A 15421-nucleotide genomic window follows, 5' to 3' on the forward strand; every position below is an offset into this window, starting at 1 on the left:
ATCGGTTTTGCGACAACAAACTTCGCATAGAGCACGGACACCGCAGATTCTGTGCGGAGGAGGGGAACTCCGACTAGCGTCGGAACGACTGGCCTGCGATCTTCCACACAGTTTGGAGAGCGTCATGAACCTATCGAAGGCTTCGAAGGCCGCTGCCGCGTCCGTTGCCGCCGTTGCAGCGCTCGGTGCGGGAGCCGGCACCGCCTATGCAGCACCCACGCCGGGAGACGTCTCCGTGCCGCTCGTGCAACCCGTCGTCGACAAACAGACGGCGCAGGACAATCTCATGCGCGAGATCGGCATCGGATGGGAACGGGGAGGTCTGGCGGGCATGGGGACCGGGGCCGGCGTCGGACTCGCGATCGGCTGCGTGTCGATCTTCCCGAACTTCATCGCCGGCTGCATCCTCGGCACGGGCATCGGCGCCGGGATCGGCGCGTACAACGGCATCACCGGCGCCAACCCGAACGTCCAGCCGGCGTTCTACGAATGGCTCAACGCCACACCGTGAGCCGGGCCGGTCCCCTGCGGGTGGTCGTCACGACCACTCGTAGGGGACCTCGTCGGTGACCCCGAGGTCGTCGCACAGCCGCCGGATCGCACTGCAGTCCTGCACCAGGCGTTGCCGCCCCGCGTCGTGCGCGGCGTCCGCCACGATCGTGTCGGCCCCGGGCACGTTCTCGTGGTCGAGTACCGCCGCCCAGGTCGCGAAGTCGTTGGACCGGAACGCCTCGAGCCCGTCGGCGAGCCCGGTCAGCAGCACCCGCCGGTCGTCGCCGTCCAGCCGCTCGAACACGAGCTTGAGCAGTTCGCCGGCGATGGACGAGTGGCAGTACTCGTCGCGGCGGTGCAGAACGACGGTGGCCCGGTTCACCGGTTGCACGTCCTCGTCCTCGGCCATCAGGCCCAGGTACGAGCTGATCGACGTCTCGGCGACGGTCGTGAACGCCAGCGACACCAGCGCCGCCTCCCGTGGTGTCCCGGCGGCGTCGACGGCCGCATGGTGCCGACGGACCGTGGGCCCGTACGGAAGTCGACGCTCGGGCAGATCCCACGCCCGACGCCTCCGGGTCAGCGCACTCGCGTTCAGGTGCATGAGTGTGTGGTACTGCTCGTCGACCATCGCCTGCATCGTCGCGACGGTGAGCGTGTCACCCAGCCCGGTGCCGAACGCGTCCTGCGACAGCAGCCGGAAACCCGGGTTGACCACGTACTGTTCGACGTCCATCACGTTCTTGTTGTAGGCGATCCAGGCCCACGCCAGGATTCGGCGCCGCACCGGATCGTCGAGCTCGGCGAACAGGTCGTGGTCGTGGAACGGAATCAGCGCCGCGGGATAGTCGGCCTTCTCCGGATCGAACAGCTCGTCCAGGTCGGGTTCGGGCCGTTTGACGACGGCCCGGCGCGGCCAACTCCCGGCGAGGCTGCTGATGATCGCGCTCTCCACCGGATCGGCCGGATCGAACGGGGGCAGCGACGGCAACCGCAACAGCTCCTCGTGCTCGGCGGCCTCGTTCCCGACTGCGTGATCGGTCATCGTGTTCCTCCCTCCGATCGTTCCCGCGGCGCGAGCGGACCGCCGAACACGTCCGCGCACAATGCCCGGTAGTCGTCGACGTGGTCGCCGAGCGGGGCGAGCGCCGCCGCCATCAGATCGCCGAACTCGCGCTCGTCACCCTCGGCCACGACGTCCGACAGTCTGCGGAGCGCCGCGGCCAACGCCGTGCGGGCCGAGGTCGCGTGCGGGTTGCCGGACTGGATGTCGTGGTAGACCTCGGGCGCCCCCGACCCGACCCGCGCGAGCAGCGCGAGCAGCGCCGCGTGCGGTGGGGTCGCGGCCCCCACCAGCGTGTCCGCGTCGACGTCGAGATCGCCGAGCGCCAACCCGAAGGCGAGGACCGCGGCGTGGGTGAGCGCCTGCGTCGCGGCGGCGATGCGGTCGTGCTCGTCCGCGTCCATCACCACCACCCGTGCGCCCCAACCCGTCACGGCTCCGAGGAAGCGGTCGACGGCAGGCGAGTGGTGGTGGACCACGGCGGCGACGGGCCGACCGGACAACCCCAGGCCGGGCGCGAACAGCGGGTTGATTCCGACCGCCGGACGCGTCGGCGCGGACTCCGCCAGCACGCGATGGATACGCGACTTGACCGACAGGGTCTCCACCAGCACCGCACCGGGCCGCATGCACCGGTCGACGACGGGAGCCGCGTCCACCGCGACCGACTCGGGAACCGCCAGAATCACCGTGTCCGCGCCGGCGAGCGCGGCTCGCATCGCCGGGCCGGGGGAAGTGACGTCCCCGGAAAGCCCACCGGATTCCTGCGTGTGCGGGGCCGAATCGACCACCGTCACCGAATCACCCTGGGCACGGGCCGATCCCGCGAGCATTCCACCGACCGCCCCGGCCCCGCCGACGATCACCAGCGCGCACGTCGTCGTGTCGGCGGGCGTCGTCACGGATCACCCACCTGCTCGCCCGAATCCTCCTGCGGGTCGTCGTCCGTCGAGGTCACCGACAGGCACCGTCGCATGGTGACCGCCTTGACCATCGTCTCCTCGAGTTCCTCCTCGGGATCCGACAGCGCCACGATCGCCCCTCCGACACCGAACGTCACCTGATCCGCGGTGGCCACCATCGTGCGGATCACGATGGAGAAGTCGGCGGTGCCGTTGATCGAGAAGTAGCCGATCGCCCCCGAGTAGACGCCGCGCGGCCCCTCCTCGAGTTTGTCGATGATCTCCATCGTCCGCAGCTTCGGTGCCCCTGTCATCGACCCGCCGGGGAACGCCGCCCGCACACAGTCGACGGACGACACGTCGTCCCGAAGTGTGCCGCGCACCGTCGACACCAACTGGTGCACGGGCGCGTACGTCTCGACGTCGAACAGCTTCGGGACGTGCACCGAACCGGGGACACACACGCGCGACAGGTCGTTGCGGACCAGGTCCACGATCATCAGGTTCTCGGCACGGTCCTTCTCGCTGTCGAGCAGATCCTGGCGGAGAGCGGCGTCCTGGTCCGATGCCGCGTGCCGCGGACGGGTTCCCTTGATCGGCTTCGAGTCGACCACCCGGTCCGCGCCGATCCGCAGGAACCGCTCCGGGGAGGCGCTGAGTACCGCCACGCCCGAGAACTGCAGCAGCGCACTGTACGGGGTGGGGCTGATCTCCCGGAGCGTCTCGTAGCTCTGCAGCGGATCGATCACCCGATCTACGGTGGCGGCGTTCGTCAGGCACACCTCGTACGACTCACCGGAGCGGATCTCGTCCAGGCACTGTCCCACCAGCGCCAGGTACTCCTCCCGGCCGTGCCGCAGACGAGGTTTCGTGTCGTCTTCCAGTTTCACCAGCGGGTGCGGAGGCGGCGCCTCGACCGCCTCGTCCAGCTTCCGGATACGGGACTCGGTGTCCGCGAACCACTTCGCGACCCCGGGATCGTCGGGCTCCTCGCTCAAAGCGAGCAGGTGGCAGCAGCCGCCCAGATGATCGATCACCACCGCGCGGTCCGCGAACACGAACGCGGCGTCGGCGGTGGGGGAGGTGTGGACGAGCTGGCTGCCGGCGTCGGCCTTGAGTTCGTAGCCGAGGTAGCCGACGTAGCCGAGCCCGAACGCGAACGGCAACTCCGGTATCGGCGGCACCGCGCGGATACGGAGCTGCTCGTCGATGTAGTCGAAGAACCGTTGGTGCACATGTTCGTCCGGCCGGCCCTGCCGCTGCACGCACACGGTGGTCTCGGCGACCCGATAGGTGATGTACTCGGCGAGCGGGCCGGAACAGTCGCCCATCACCGAGAACTGCGACTCGGGCTCGAGGGCCGCAGTGCCGTCCAGCCAGAAGCTGTTGGGGCCGTCCGCGAACAGGCTGCCGTACACCGCCTGCGGATCGACCGCACGGTCCACGCGGGTGCTCGACACGTGGTAGCGGGCGGGTCGTTCCCCGGAGCGCGGCGCCGCCGCCGGCGCCGCGGGGGCAACCGGGCGGCTCGTCCGGCTGCCCGACGACCGCGTCGGGGTCAGGTCCCGGAAGTTGCCGAGCAGTTCGCGTCCGTACTGCGTGCAGATCGATTCCGGATGGAACTGCACACCCCACAGCGGGTGCGCGCGATGCCTGGCGGCCATGATGAGACCGTCCTCGGTCCACGCCAGCTCGTCCAACTCCGGGGGCATGGAGTCGACGATGAGGGAGTGGTAGCGCACCGCCTGGAACGTCGACGGTATCCCCGCGAAGAGGTCGGACTCGGTGTGCCGGATCGACGAGATCCGCCCGTGCATGGGCACCGGCGCCAGTCCGACGCTGCCGCCGAACAGGTGACACAGTCCCTGGTGCCCCAGGCACACGCCGAGCACGGGGACCTCCCGGTTCGCGATGGCCCGTGCGCTGATCCCGAAGTCCCGTTTGCGGTCCGGGCGGCCCGGTCCGGGGGAGATGACGATGTTGTCGAAGTCGACGAGCGGCACCGACGCCCAGTCGGCGTCGTTGTGCACCACGACGGGTGGCTCACCGTTGACCTCCGACAGCAGGCTGTAGAGGTTGTAGGTGAACGAGTCGTAGTTGTCGATCAGGAGCGTGCGGGTCGCCATGGCGCCATCAGCCCGTCGCACGATTCGCGTCGCCGTCCGCCCCGATGACCAGATCCTCGACCCGGCAGGTCTCGCCGATCATCACTTCGTACAGCCTGCGCAGGAACTCCGGCGACAGCCCGTGGGAGCGCGCGAACTCCTCGGCCCGGTCCTGCACCAGGTTCACGCGTTGGGGCTGCATCATCGGAATGCTTTGATGTCGCTTGACCTCGGCGATCCGTACACACACGTCGATCCGTGCACGGATGTCCTCGAGGAAGCGGCGATCGATCTCGTCGAGTTCGGCTCGCAGGCGGACGAGACTCGGCTCGTCCACCGGAAACGTTCCCGTCGATCGTTCTGAGGTGTCGGCCGTAACCGGGCCACTGGTGTCGTCCATGCGCCACCTCGCCTTACGTCTACTGGACCTGCGCGGTAGTTCTGCGAGCCATCGCGTCAGCCGGATCCGCTAGCTGCGTGCGTTCCTTTCATGATGGCACGGGGGCTGGGGCGTGGCGAATCTTCGGCGATATTCCGGCGGCCCCGCACGGACACGTCGAACGGTTCGGTTTCGATGCGGTCACGAACCCCGTGATGTGTGCGGATTCGATTGCAGCGCTGACGATCGCACGGTATTCAAGGACGAAACCTCGGGTGCCGCAGCATGGTTCGCCCGAACGGCCCTGGTCCCGCGCCGGCGTCGCATATGCTGGGGCGCCGTTCGGCCGACTCGCACCCGTCATCGGATTCTCGGGGCGATCCGAAAAGCGTGGTTTCGGCGAACATGAACCGTTTGTGGTGCCGCGCTTTTCGAGGGGGATCTACCGATGTCTTCTGTTCAGATGCCACCGCCGCTGCGGGCGCGGTCCGCCGGTCGCCTCGCACGGGCGGTCGTGGTCGCCCTCGGGTTGCTCGTCGCGGCGCCCGTGACCGCGACGGCCGCGCCGGCGCCCGTTTCGGCCGATCCCGACCCCTTCTACGGGCAGCCGGCCGACCTCGGGGAGCGCGCGCCCGGCGACGTGCTGGCCGCCCGGCGCATGCCGCCGCTGCCGCAGTTCCCGGGCACCACGGTCTGGCAGATCCACTTCCGCTCGACAGGCTCCGAGGGCCGCCCGATCGCGGCCGTCAGCACCATCCTCGTGCCGGACGTCCGCCCACCCTCCGGGCCCCTGCTGTCCTACCAGCACATCATCAATGCGCTCGGCCCCCGATGCGCCCCGTCACGGACGCTGTACACGAACGACCCCGACCTGGCGATCCGGGAGGCACCGGCACTCAACGTCGCGCTCAGCCGCGGATGGACCGTCGCCCTGCCGGATCATCTCGGCCCGGAAAGCGCGTACGGTGCCGCCAGGCTCGGCGGACAGATCACCCTCGACGGAATCCGGGCGGCGCAGCGCGTGCCGGAACTGGGGCTGGCGGCCGGCCCGGTCGGAATGGCCGGGTACTCCGGCGGTGGGATGGCGACCGCGTTCGCGGCGGCGCTGGCTCCGTCGTACGCCCCGGAACTGAACATCGTCGGGGCCGCGGCGGGCGGCGTGCCGATGAATCTCGGCAAGATGGCGCGCGGCCTCGGAACGGCGCCGCATCCCGCGTTCGGGCTGGCGCTCGCCGCGGCCCTCGGCCTCGAGCGCGAATACCCGGACCGACTGCCGGTGAGCGATCAGTTGAACGCACAGGGGCTCGCCATGCGAGACGCGGTCACCGACGCCTGCACCAACGGCATCCTCATCGCCGGCGCCGGGCACAGCGCCTCGGAGATCGCCACGACGACCGATCTCCTCTCCAGCCCGTCGGCGCAGGATGTCCTGTCCGACAACAGCATCGAGGACTACCCGGGGGTTCCCACCGCGCCCCTGTTCGAGTGGCACAGCCCCACGGACGTGCTCATCCCGGTCGACTCCATCGACGCGACGCTGCAGCGGTACTGCCGGGCCGGTGCCAAGGTCGAGTCGGAACTGTTCCCCAGCCCGGACCACCTCACCACCGCGGTCCTCGGGGCACCGCGGGCGCTGGACTACCTCGACGCCCGCTTCCGCGGCGAGCCGGCACCGAGCAACTGCTGATACACGTCGGCTGATACACGTCGGCTGATACACGTCGGCGCCGCCACGACAGGTCGTGGCGGCGCCGAGACGATTGTGCGGCGGCGTACCGACTATGCTCCGCGGCGCTTGGCCTTGAGCAGGTCCAGGCGCTCCTTGAGCAGGTCCTCGAGCTCCTCGACCGAACGACGCTCGAGCAGCATGTCCCAGTGCGTACGCGGAGGCTTGACCTTCTTGACCTCGGGCGCAGCGCCCTCGACCAGCGTGCCTTCGAGACCGTTCTTGCACAGCCAGACGCCGGGGATCTCGGCCTCGTCGGCGAAGGGGACGTCGAACTCCTCGCCGTTGTCGCACCGGTAGCGCGCGATGCGGCGGGGGGCCAGGTCGTGGTCACGATCGGTCTCGTAGCTCACCGCTCCGAGTCGGCTACCTCGAAGTACGCGATCTGCCATGGTGTGTCCTCTCTTCGTTCGTCACCGCGCCAGTTCGCCGGGGGGCGCACCGAGCGTTCACAACCATCTACAACGTCCCGGAATCTCGAATCGTTCCCGACACTCCCGTTGGATGCGGCCGCACCATCTTACCGGGCAGCCGCCCCGAGGCCCGCAGTAAGGTGTGCGTTCATGGCCGCAGCGTCCCGGAGACCCGAATCGTGTGTGTGGTGCGGGCGCGAGGTCGCCCCGGCCGGGATCGGCCGCCGCCGCCGCTACTGCCGGCAATCGTGCCGCCAGCGCGCCTACGAGCAGCGCAACGCGGTGAAGGGCACGTCGATTCCCGCCGACGCCGTCGTCCTCAGCGTGGAGGAGGCCTCCGCCCTCTCCGACCGACTGTTCGAACTGCGGTGCGCGGCCGAGGACGTCGCCACCGCCGTCGCCGAGGGCGCCGCGGGCCGCGAACTGTCCGATCTCACCGAGCGACTGGTCGTCATGGCCCGCGACGCCGAACGGTTCCGCTGACCCATCGAGTCCCGGCGGGGTCCCGGAAACCTGTCCGCGCTTCCCGAACCCCACTACCGTGGGAGAGGTCAGCGTGGAACAGACCGGAAGGGCAGAACCGTGACGACACCCGAACACCATCCGCACGATCCGGCCGACCACCCGCACGTCCACGGCAAGGACTGCGGGCACGAGACCGTCCAGCACGGCGACCATGTCGACTATCTCCACGACGGGCACCGTCATGCCGAGCACGAGGGCCACTACGACGAGCACGGCGAAGCCGACTGAGCTCGCGGAGCGGGGGCCTCGTTGGCGACACAGCCGGAACAGCCCTTCGCCGGGCTGCACGAGACGCACTCCGGAGTGGTCATCCTCCTCGGTGATCGCGTCTACAAGACCAAGAAACCGATCCGCACCGACTTCCTCGACTTCCGTACCCGCGCGGCGCGCCTGGCGGCGTGCGAGCACGAGGTGGAACTGAACCGGCGGCTGGCACCCGACGTGTACCTCGGCATCGCCGAACTCGGGAACCCGGACGGCACCGCCGGCGAGCCGATGGTCGTGATGCGACGGATGCCCGAACAGGCACGGCTCTCGACCCTGGCACGCGCGGCGTCGACCACCTGCCCGGACGCGGTGGATGCGGTCGCCCGGATCGTCGCCGACTTCCACCGCGACGCTGCCCGCGGACCCGGGATCGACCGGGAGGGGACCGCCCAGGCCGTCCGTGGGCGCTGGCACGACAACATCCGCGAGACGCGGGAACTGCGTCAGTCCGTCATCGGCGAGGACCGCCTCGACGCGATCTCGCGGGCCGTCGACCGCTACCTGGACGGGCGCGGGCCCCTGTTCGCGCGGCGGATCACCGACGGCTGCGTCGTCGACGGGCACGCCGACCTGCTCAGCGACGACATCTTCTGTCTCGAGGACGGCCCCCGCATCCTCGACTGCCTCGAGTTCGACGACCGACTCCGCTACCTGGACCGCATCGACGACATCGCGTGCCTGGCGATGGACCTCGAGTTCCAGGGGAGACCGGACCTCGCCGAGCGACTCCTGGCGGGGTACCGCGACGCCCTCGCCGAGACGGCCCCCGACTCGCTCGTCGACCACTACATCGCCTACCGCGCGTTCATGCGCGCCAAGGTCGACTGTGTCCGGCATCTGCAGGGCCGTGCCGCGTCGGCGGACGACGCGGTGCGCCACACCACACTCGCCGAGCGGCACCTCGATCGGGCCCGGTGCCGTCTGGTCCTCGTCGGTGGACTGCCGGCCACCGGGAAGTCGACGCTCGCCGCCCGCCTCGCGGAGGCCGTGGGCGCCGAGTTGATCGCGAGCGACCCCGTCCGGCGCGCCATGTTCGCCGCCGACCGCACCGCGACGCCGGATCCCGGCTACCGCAGCGGCCGGTACTCGTCCGACTCCACCGGCCGCGTCTACGACTCGATGCTCGACCGGGCCCGAGAGTTGCTCGCCGGGGGCCGCTCCGTGGTCCTCGACGCGTCCTGGACCCATAGGGAACACCGACTGCGCGCCGCCGAGACGGCCGTAGCGGTGTGCGCCGACCTGGTGCAACTCCAGTGCACGGCCCCCGCCGAGCTGGCCGAGCACCGGCTGCGGGAGCGCGCCGCCTCGCGCCGGGATCACGACTCCGAGGCCACACCCGCGGTCGCCGTCGCGATGGCCCACGATGCCGATCCATGGCCCGCCGCCGCCGGCATCGACACCTCCGGGCCGCTCGACATCTCGATCGCCGCCGCGACCGCCGAGTGGTCTCGGAACCCGGACTAGATTCCGGCGTCCCGCCACACGTCGTCGACGCGGCGCCGCCCCGTGCGCGGAACCCCGTACTCGTCGGCGGACGGCGTCCCCAACCGCACCACGACCTGCGGGAACCGGCGGTGTGCCCCAGAGGCCACTGCGGCCTGCCGCACCATCTCCCGGCTGGCCGCAATCTCCGTCACATGGGTGAGCGGGCACGTCCCGAGACCGCGGGCGGTGGCCTCGAGCAGCAACTCGGACAGCGCCTCCCCGCACCGCAGCCAATCGAGCCTCGTGTCGGTGTCGGTGGTGAGCACGGCCAACGCCGCGCGGTCGGTGATTCCCGGCGGTTCGAGGGCGTGTGGACACTCCCGCCTTTCCGCGACCGTGCCGCCGTCCGGCAGCACGACCGGGGGGAAACCTTCCTCGGCACCGGAATGCCCGGTCCACCAGAACAACTCGGCCCGGTAGGCCGCGTCGTGCCGGCGCAGATCGGCGCCGCTCCGGGTGGCCTCGGCGAGGCGAGTCGCGCCGTCCTCACCGAGGAAGGTGATCGCGACGTCGTGCCTTCCCAGAATGTCCCCGAGACCGGCGAGAGTGTCCGGGGGTGGGGCACCGAACGCCCGGCGGTCGGTCCAGCGGCCGGCGATCGCCTCCCGCAGCGACCGGGTGCGATCGGAGTCGTCGGCGGCGACGAACGCCACCGACGCCAACAACAGGGGATTGCCCGGATCGGGTAACCGGTCGACGACCACGCCGAGACCGTGCCCGGCGACCGCGACCTCGAGATGGTGGAGGGCGGTGCCGCAACTGATCACCATCTGGCGAGCCGACGGATCGACCGCGGGCAGCGCCCGCATCCGGTCGGCGTGCAATTCCAGGCTCCCGCAACTGAACACCCACGACCACGGCTGGCTGTTGTGCACCGAGGGAGCCCGACAGGCGACGGAAACCGCCGCCCGGATCGGCTCGGGAGCCGTTCGGGTGCCCATGCATCGAGTGTGGTCCCACCGGCGTGTCGCGGCAAGAACCGCGCAGCGTGGCGGCCTGTCAGGGGAGCGGACGGAAATGGCCGCCGTCCAGCACGGCGGGTGGCGGATTCGAGAAAGGAACTACCGGGCGAATCAGGCGCAAATGGTCGTGAAACGCGACGACGCTCCCGGAAACCGCTGCGTCGACGGGGGTGCCGGGTGTTTCCTGGAACGAGTCGACTCGGGAGCCGTCGTCGAGGGGGTCCGCATGGGCAGTGCACCGATCGTCGTCGGCGTCGACGGATCTCCGAGTTCCCGCGACGCCGTGCGCTGGGCCGCGCGCGAGGCGACCGTGCGCGGCGACCCGGTACTGCTCGTCACGAGCGTCACCACCGGGGGAATCGGAATGTCCTCGCCGTTCACCGATGATCTGCGCATCCGCGGCGAACACGCACTGGAGGAGGCGGTCGGCCTCGCTGCTGCCGTCGGTCCTGCGCCCACGTCGACGGAGATGGTGACGCTCACGCCGGTCCACGCGCTGATGAACCACGAGGGCACCGCCCGGATGATCGTCCTCGGCACCCGCGGCCTGGGGGAGTTCACCGGAGGGCTCGTCGGGTCGGTGACCTCGGCGATCGTCCACCACGCTGCCTGCCCCGTCGTGGTCGTGGCCGGCTGGCCGCGACCGGGCGAGCCCGACTTCGACGGCCCCGTGGTGGTCGGTGTGGACGGCACCCCGACCAGCGATCCCGCCGTCGCCGCCGCCTTCACGGAGGCCGCCCTGCACGGGTCCGACCTGGTCGCACTGCACGCGTGGTCCGACCGGGCCCTGCCGAACGGGCCACTCGGCGCCGAGTGGGCAGACATCGCCGACGCCGAACAGGACAGGCTCTCCGAACGGCTGGCCCCGTGGCGCGACAAGCACCCGGAGGTGCGCGTCAAACAGGTGATCGTGCAGGACAGGCCGGCCCGGAATCTCCTGATGCGCGGCGCGGGCGCCCGACTGATCGTCGTCGGCAGTCGCGGCCGCGGCGGGTTCCACGGGATGACGCTCGGATCGACCAGCGCGGCGCTGCTGCGGACCGTCACGATCCCGCTGATGGTGGTGCGCTCACACTGAGTCGTCGGTCCACACGTCACCATCGAGCCCACTGTCGGGGCCGGCGCCACGGCCACGACAGATCATCACCGGGCACGGCGCGTGGTGCAGCAGGTTCTGGCTGGTCGACCCCAACAGCGCCCCGGTGATCCGGCTCCGTCCCCGGCTACCCACCACCACGAACCGCGCCTGCCCCGCGTACTCGAGCAGCGTCCGTCCCGCACTGTTCTGTTCCAGGACCATCTCGACGTGCACGTCCGGCCACGCGGCCGAGTGACCGGCGATGCTCTCCGCCACGAGCGCACGCTCCTCGGCCTCCACCGCCGACCAGTCGACGAGCCGGAATGCCCCGTACCGCTGCACCGTTTGCGCCGGGCCCCACGCGTGCACCGCCACCAGCCGCGCCCCCAACACCGCCGCGTACTCGTAGGCGACGCCCACCGCGTGAAGGCTCAGCTCGCTACCGTCCACGCCGACCACGATCGGCCGATCGTCCGCTGCCGGCGGCACACCGCCCCGGCACACCAGCACCGGGCACCGCGCGTGGTTCGCGACCCGCTGTCCGGTCGAGCCCACGAGCATCGCGCCCACCGTCCCGGCACCGGTCGCCCCCAGCACCAGCAACCCGGCTCGCGCACTCAGATCCAGGAGCGCGGCGGCCGGGGGACCCGGATACTGCGCCGACGTCGACTCGACGTCGGCGAACTCCGCACTCACCAGCTCACGGGCGCGCCGCAACATCCTTTCGGAATCCGACTCGAGCTTCTCGGTGAACTGCGCCTGGATCAGCACCGCGGCCTCGCTCAGATACACCCCCGGACTCGGCAGCACGTGCACGATGTGCAGGGGAGCCGACCGGCGGCGAGCCAGTTGCGCCGCCCACCTCAGGGCGTCGACCGACGACGGCGACCCGTCGACGCCGACCACCACCGAGCCCTCGGCGAAGTCCGTATCCGGGTCGGTCTCCACGGCGAATCTCCCTCACACGTCGGGTGCGGTCTCCAGCCTGCCATCGACGACACTGTCGGTGCGGGACCCGTCGGCCGGTCCGCGCGGCACCGTCACCCGCGTGCCCGACGCGAGCATGTGCTCCGAGCCGTCGATGTCCACCCGGATCGGTGGGGCCTGACTACGGCGCGTCGACACCGTCACCGTCGCATGGTCGCACCGCACCCGGATCCAGTGGCCGCGGTAGCGCACGTCGAACTCCAGGGACCGCAACTCGTCGGGCAACTGCGGATGCAGCCGCAGCACTCCGCCGCGGATCTCGAACCCCGAATAGCAGCGCTGCAGAATGTCGATGCTGCCCGCCATCGCACCCAGATGGATCCCCTCTCGGGTGGTGCCGCCCTGGGTGTCGGACAGATCCGATTCGAGCGCCTCACCCAGCATCCGCCACGACCCGCGCCGATCACCACGCACCAGCACCCACGCATGCGTCACCCGGCTGAGTGTCGACCCGTGCGACGTCCGCGCCAGATAGAACTCGACGGTGGCGGGTATCGACGCCGGATCGAACGGATAGCCCATGCCGTGCACGAGGGCAGTCAACTCCTCGGCAGAGAACAGGTACAGCAGCATCAGCACGTCCGCCTGCTTCGACGCGCGGTACCGCCGACAACTGTCGCCCTCGGCCTCGAGGATCAGGTCCAGGCGTCCGATGTTGCCGTACCGCGTGCGGTAGCCCGTCCAGTCCAGTTCCCGCAGCGCCTCGTAGCCCTCGAACTGGCCGATCAACCCGTTCGGCAGGAAGCACAACCGGATGCGCTGCCGAAGGTAGTCCCAGTGTTCGATCTCCTCGGCCGTCACCCGCAGCCGTTCCCACACCCCGGCCGCCTCGTTCTCACCCAGGATCCGGTAGGCGTCGAGCGCCCGGGCCAGCGCCCACGACGTCATCACGTTCACATACGCGCTGTTGTCGATGCCGCCGCCGGGCCGATCCGGGTACCCGTCGTGGAACTCGTCGGGACCCATGACACCGCGGATGTCGAACCGGTCGTCCACCGGGTCGTACACCGCCAGGCTGGCCCACAGCCGCGCGTTCTCCACCAGCATCTCGGCCCCGAAACTGGCCAGGAACCCGAGATCCGCGGACGTCTCCCAGTAGTGCCACACGTTGTAGGCGACCGCGAGCCCGACATGGAACTGACGGCGCGAATGGTCCGCCATCCATCGACCCGAGCGCGGGTTGAAGAACAGCCGGGGCGTCTCCTCCCGGCCGTCGCTGCCGCTCTGCCACGGGAACAGCGCCCCGCGCAGACCCTGTGCCTGCGCCAGGCGCCGGGCCTGCGGCAGCCGCCGAAACCGGTACAGCAGCAACGCCCTGGTCAGCTCCGGCAGCCGCAGATTGAGGAACCCGAACACGAACATCTCGTCCCAGAAGATGTGGCCCCGGTAGCCCTCGCCGTGCAGTCCCCGCGCCGGCACGCCGGCGTCCAGGTCCGCGGTGTGCGGGGAGAGCGTCTGCAGCACATGGAAGATCTGCACGTTCGCCGCCAGCCGGGTGCGCACATCCGCATCGACGACCACCTCGAACCGCCGCCACAGCGACGCCCACGCCTCCACGTGATCGGCCAGGATGCGCTCGAACGCACAGGCACCGTGCGCGGCCTCCCGCGCCGCGAGCCCCGGCTCGGAGATCGCCCGATCGTGCGAGGTGTACATCGCGACCGTCTTCTCGACCTCGACGCTCCGTCCCGCCTCGACGTCGAGTGAGATCTCGTCGGCCACCGCATCCGCCTCCAAGGACCGGCGCCGGTCGGCCTCCACGAACATCCCGTCCACCCGTACCCGTGTGCGCGCCGCCTGCGCCACCCGCAGCCGCGACTGACTGGTCTCGGCATGCAGCCACACCACGTCGCTGCCCGACGGCCCCGCCGTCACCTCGGTCAGATGCCGATCCGCGAAACGGGCCAGATCCGGGACGTTCGTGTTCCGCACCGTCCCGTCGAGCGCCGACCGGATCGTGAGCCGGCCCGACCAGTTCTCCGGCCTCAACAGCGTGTCGACGACCCCGAGATGCGGGTCCGCCATCGACACCAGGCGCCGCTGCCGCAGCCGGGTCCGCCGACCGTCCGGGTCGACCAGCAGCGTCTCCCGCAGCCACAGACCGCCCCGGACATCCAGACCGACGTGATGGTGGAGGACCGTGCCGTCTCCGTCGAGGGAGAACCACGGTCCGTCGTCGACGCGGAAGGTCGTCCCCACCCAGTTCGGCAAATTCACGATGCTCTCGTCCTCGTGCCGAACGTCGTCGATGAGCGAGTCGAGACGGTTGTAACAGCCGGCGACGTACGCGCCGGGGTAGTGCACCCCGTCGGCGCGGGACTCCGACAGCGCCCCCCGCACACCCTGATATCCGTTGCCGAGGGTGAGCAAGGATTCGCGTTGACCCTCGGTGGCCGGATCGAAGCCGAGATACGTGAGCAGCCACGCCCCGCTGTCACCGTCCGCCGCCGTGAGCGCGCACAGTTCGCACCCGGAATCGGGTCGTGCACCGATGGCGGACACGGCGCCATTGTCCCATGCATCCCCGAATCCCGAGCGGATCCGCGCGGCGCTGGGCATGCCCCGGCACGGCATGGCAGCATCACGAGGTGGCCAGTAGACCCGTCGCAGACCAGCAGCTCCGCGACCTCACGCAGCTGCGTCGTGTCCGGGACCGGATCGACCGGGAGTATGCGCAACCGTTGGACGTGGAAGCACTCGCGCGCGGGGTGAACATGTCGGCCGGGCACCTCAGCCGACAGTTCAAGCGCGCGTACGGCGAGCCGCCGTACGCCTACCTGATGACCCGACGGATCGAACGCGCGATGGCCCTCCTGCGGCGCGGCGACCTGAGCGTCACCGAGGTGTGTTTCGAGGTCGGCTGCTCCTCCCTCGGCACCTTCAGCACCCGCTTCACCGAACTCGTCGGCGTCCCGCCCAGCGTGTATCGGGACCAAGTACGCCCGGACGCCGAGATCCCGTCATGCGTCGCCAAACACGTCACGAGACCGATCAGAAATCGAGAAGCGCAGCCGTCACGCCCCGCCTAGCGTGATCG

General features: G+C 70.2%; 15 protein-coding genes. 7 read left to right on the top strand and 8 right to left on the bottom strand.

The features are described 5' to 3' along the window. Positions 1–124: 124 nt before the first annotated feature. Positions 125–511 (top strand): hypothetical protein, encoded by a 387-nt coding sequence (locus ABEU20_RS22965; protein ID WP_420166688.1) that lies wholly within the window; start codon positions 125–127, stop codon positions 509–511. Between the two features lie 27 nt (positions 512–538). Here ABEU20_RS22965 and ABEU20_RS22970 read toward each other — a convergent pair whose 3' ends face one another. From ABEU20_RS22970 to ABEU20_RS22985, 4 genes are read right to left on the bottom strand one after another with little or no spacing between them, the layout of a single operon-like run. Then, a complete protein-coding gene (locus ABEU20_RS22970; RefSeq protein WP_420166689.1) occupies positions 539–1537 on the bottom strand; it encodes an AurF N-oxygenase family protein in 999 nt (332 codons plus the stop codon). Further along, positions 1534–2457 carry a prephenate dehydrogenase dimerization domain-containing protein gene (locus ABEU20_RS22975; RefSeq protein WP_420166690.1) on the bottom strand — a complete coding sequence of 308 codons (924 nt, stop codon included), beginning with the start codon at positions 2455–2457 and terminating at the stop codon, positions 1534–1536. Before ABEU20_RS22975 ends, ABEU20_RS22970 begins: the two co-directional genes overlap by 4 nt. Next, positions 2454–4583 (bottom strand): aminodeoxychorismate synthase component I, encoded by a 2130-nt coding sequence (gene pabB, locus ABEU20_RS22980; RefSeq protein ID WP_420166691.1) that lies wholly within the window; start codon positions 4581–4583, stop codon positions 2454–2456. Before pabB ends, ABEU20_RS22975 begins: the two co-directional genes overlap by 4 nt. A gap of 7 nt (positions 4584–4590) precedes the next feature. Then, complete coding sequence (locus tag ABEU20_RS22985) at positions 4591–4899, bottom strand: chorismate mutase family protein (protein WP_420166692.1); 309 nt, start codon at positions 4897–4899, stop codon at positions 4591–4593. Between the two features lie 490 nt (positions 4900–5389). On the opposite strand from ABEU20_RS22985, the gene ABEU20_RS22990 reads away from it, so the two are divergent. Next, a complete protein-coding gene (locus ABEU20_RS22990) occupies positions 5390–6628 on the top strand; it encodes a lipase family protein (RefSeq protein WP_420166693.1) in 1239 nt (412 codons plus the stop codon). A gap of 92 nt (positions 6629–6720) precedes the next feature. Here ABEU20_RS22990 and ABEU20_RS22995 read toward each other — a convergent pair whose 3' ends face one another. Continuing rightward, positions 6721–7059, bottom strand: a complete 339-nt coding sequence (locus ABEU20_RS22995) for an RNA polymerase-binding protein RbpA (protein ID WP_420166694.1) — start codon at positions 7057–7059, stop codon at positions 6721–6723. Between the two features lie 171 nt (positions 7060–7230). Here ABEU20_RS22995 and ABEU20_RS23000 point away from each other — a divergent pair, with 171 nt between their 5' ends. The 3 genes from ABEU20_RS23000 (at position 7231) to ABEU20_RS23010 (ending at position 9336) form a co-directional block, all read left to right on the top strand. Next, a complete protein-coding gene (locus ABEU20_RS23000) occupies positions 7231–7563 on the top strand; it encodes a hypothetical protein (protein WP_420166695.1) in 333 nt (110 codons plus the stop codon). 99 nt (positions 7564–7662) lie between these two features. Further along, positions 7663–7833: a hypothetical protein gene (locus tag ABEU20_RS23005; protein ID WP_005513144.1), complete on the top strand. Its 171-nt coding sequence runs from the start codon at positions 7663–7665 to the stop codon at positions 7831–7833. Between the two features lie 21 nt (positions 7834–7854). Continuing rightward, the gene (locus ABEU20_RS23010; RefSeq protein ID WP_420166696.1) at positions 7855–9336 is read left to right on the top strand and encodes a bifunctional aminoglycoside phosphotransferase/ATP-binding protein; all 1482 of its coding nucleotides are present in this window, start codon (positions 7855–7857) and stop codon (positions 9334–9336) included. Here ABEU20_RS23010 and ABEU20_RS23015 read toward each other — a convergent pair. Beyond that, positions 9333–10298 carry an Acg family FMN-binding oxidoreductase gene (locus tag ABEU20_RS23015; protein ID WP_420166697.1) on the bottom strand — a complete coding sequence of 322 codons (966 nt, stop codon included), beginning with the start codon at positions 10296–10298 and terminating at the stop codon, positions 9333–9335. The genes ABEU20_RS23010 and ABEU20_RS23015 overlap by 4 nt on opposite strands. Positions 10299–10545: 247 nt before the next feature. Here ABEU20_RS23015 and ABEU20_RS23020 point away from each other — a divergent pair, with 247 nt between their 5' ends. Then, the gene (locus tag ABEU20_RS23020; RefSeq protein WP_420166698.1) at positions 10546–11397 is read left to right on the top strand and encodes a universal stress protein; all 852 of its coding nucleotides are present in this window, start codon (positions 10546–10548) and stop codon (positions 11395–11397) included. Here the strand turns inward: ABEU20_RS23020 and ABEU20_RS23025 are convergent. Continuing rightward, positions 11389–12345, bottom strand: coding sequence for a universal stress protein (locus ABEU20_RS23025; RefSeq protein ID WP_420166699.1), 957 nt, complete (start codon positions 12343–12345; stop codon positions 11389–11391). The genes ABEU20_RS23020 and ABEU20_RS23025 overlap by 9 nt on opposite strands. Positions 12346–12357: 12 nt before the next feature. Continuing rightward, the gene (locus ABEU20_RS23030; protein ID WP_420166700.1) at positions 12358–14886 is read right to left on the bottom strand and encodes a glycoside hydrolase family 65 protein; all 2529 of its coding nucleotides are present in this window, start codon (positions 14884–14886) and stop codon (positions 12358–12360) included. A gap of 86 nt (positions 14887–14972) precedes the next feature. On the opposite strand from ABEU20_RS23030, the gene ABEU20_RS23035 reads away from it, so the two are divergent. Continuing rightward, on the top strand, positions 14973–15413 hold the full coding sequence (locus tag ABEU20_RS23035; RefSeq protein WP_420166701.1) for a helix-turn-helix transcriptional regulator: 441 nt from the start codon (positions 14973–14975) through the stop codon (positions 15411–15413). The last annotated feature ends 8 nt before the right edge of the window (positions 15414–15421 follow it).

The sequence above is a fragment of the Rhodococcus parequi genome (genome assembly GCF_046042785.1).
Lineage (GTDB): Bacteria > Actinomycetota > Actinomycetes > Mycobacteriales > Mycobacteriaceae > Prescottella > Prescottella parequi.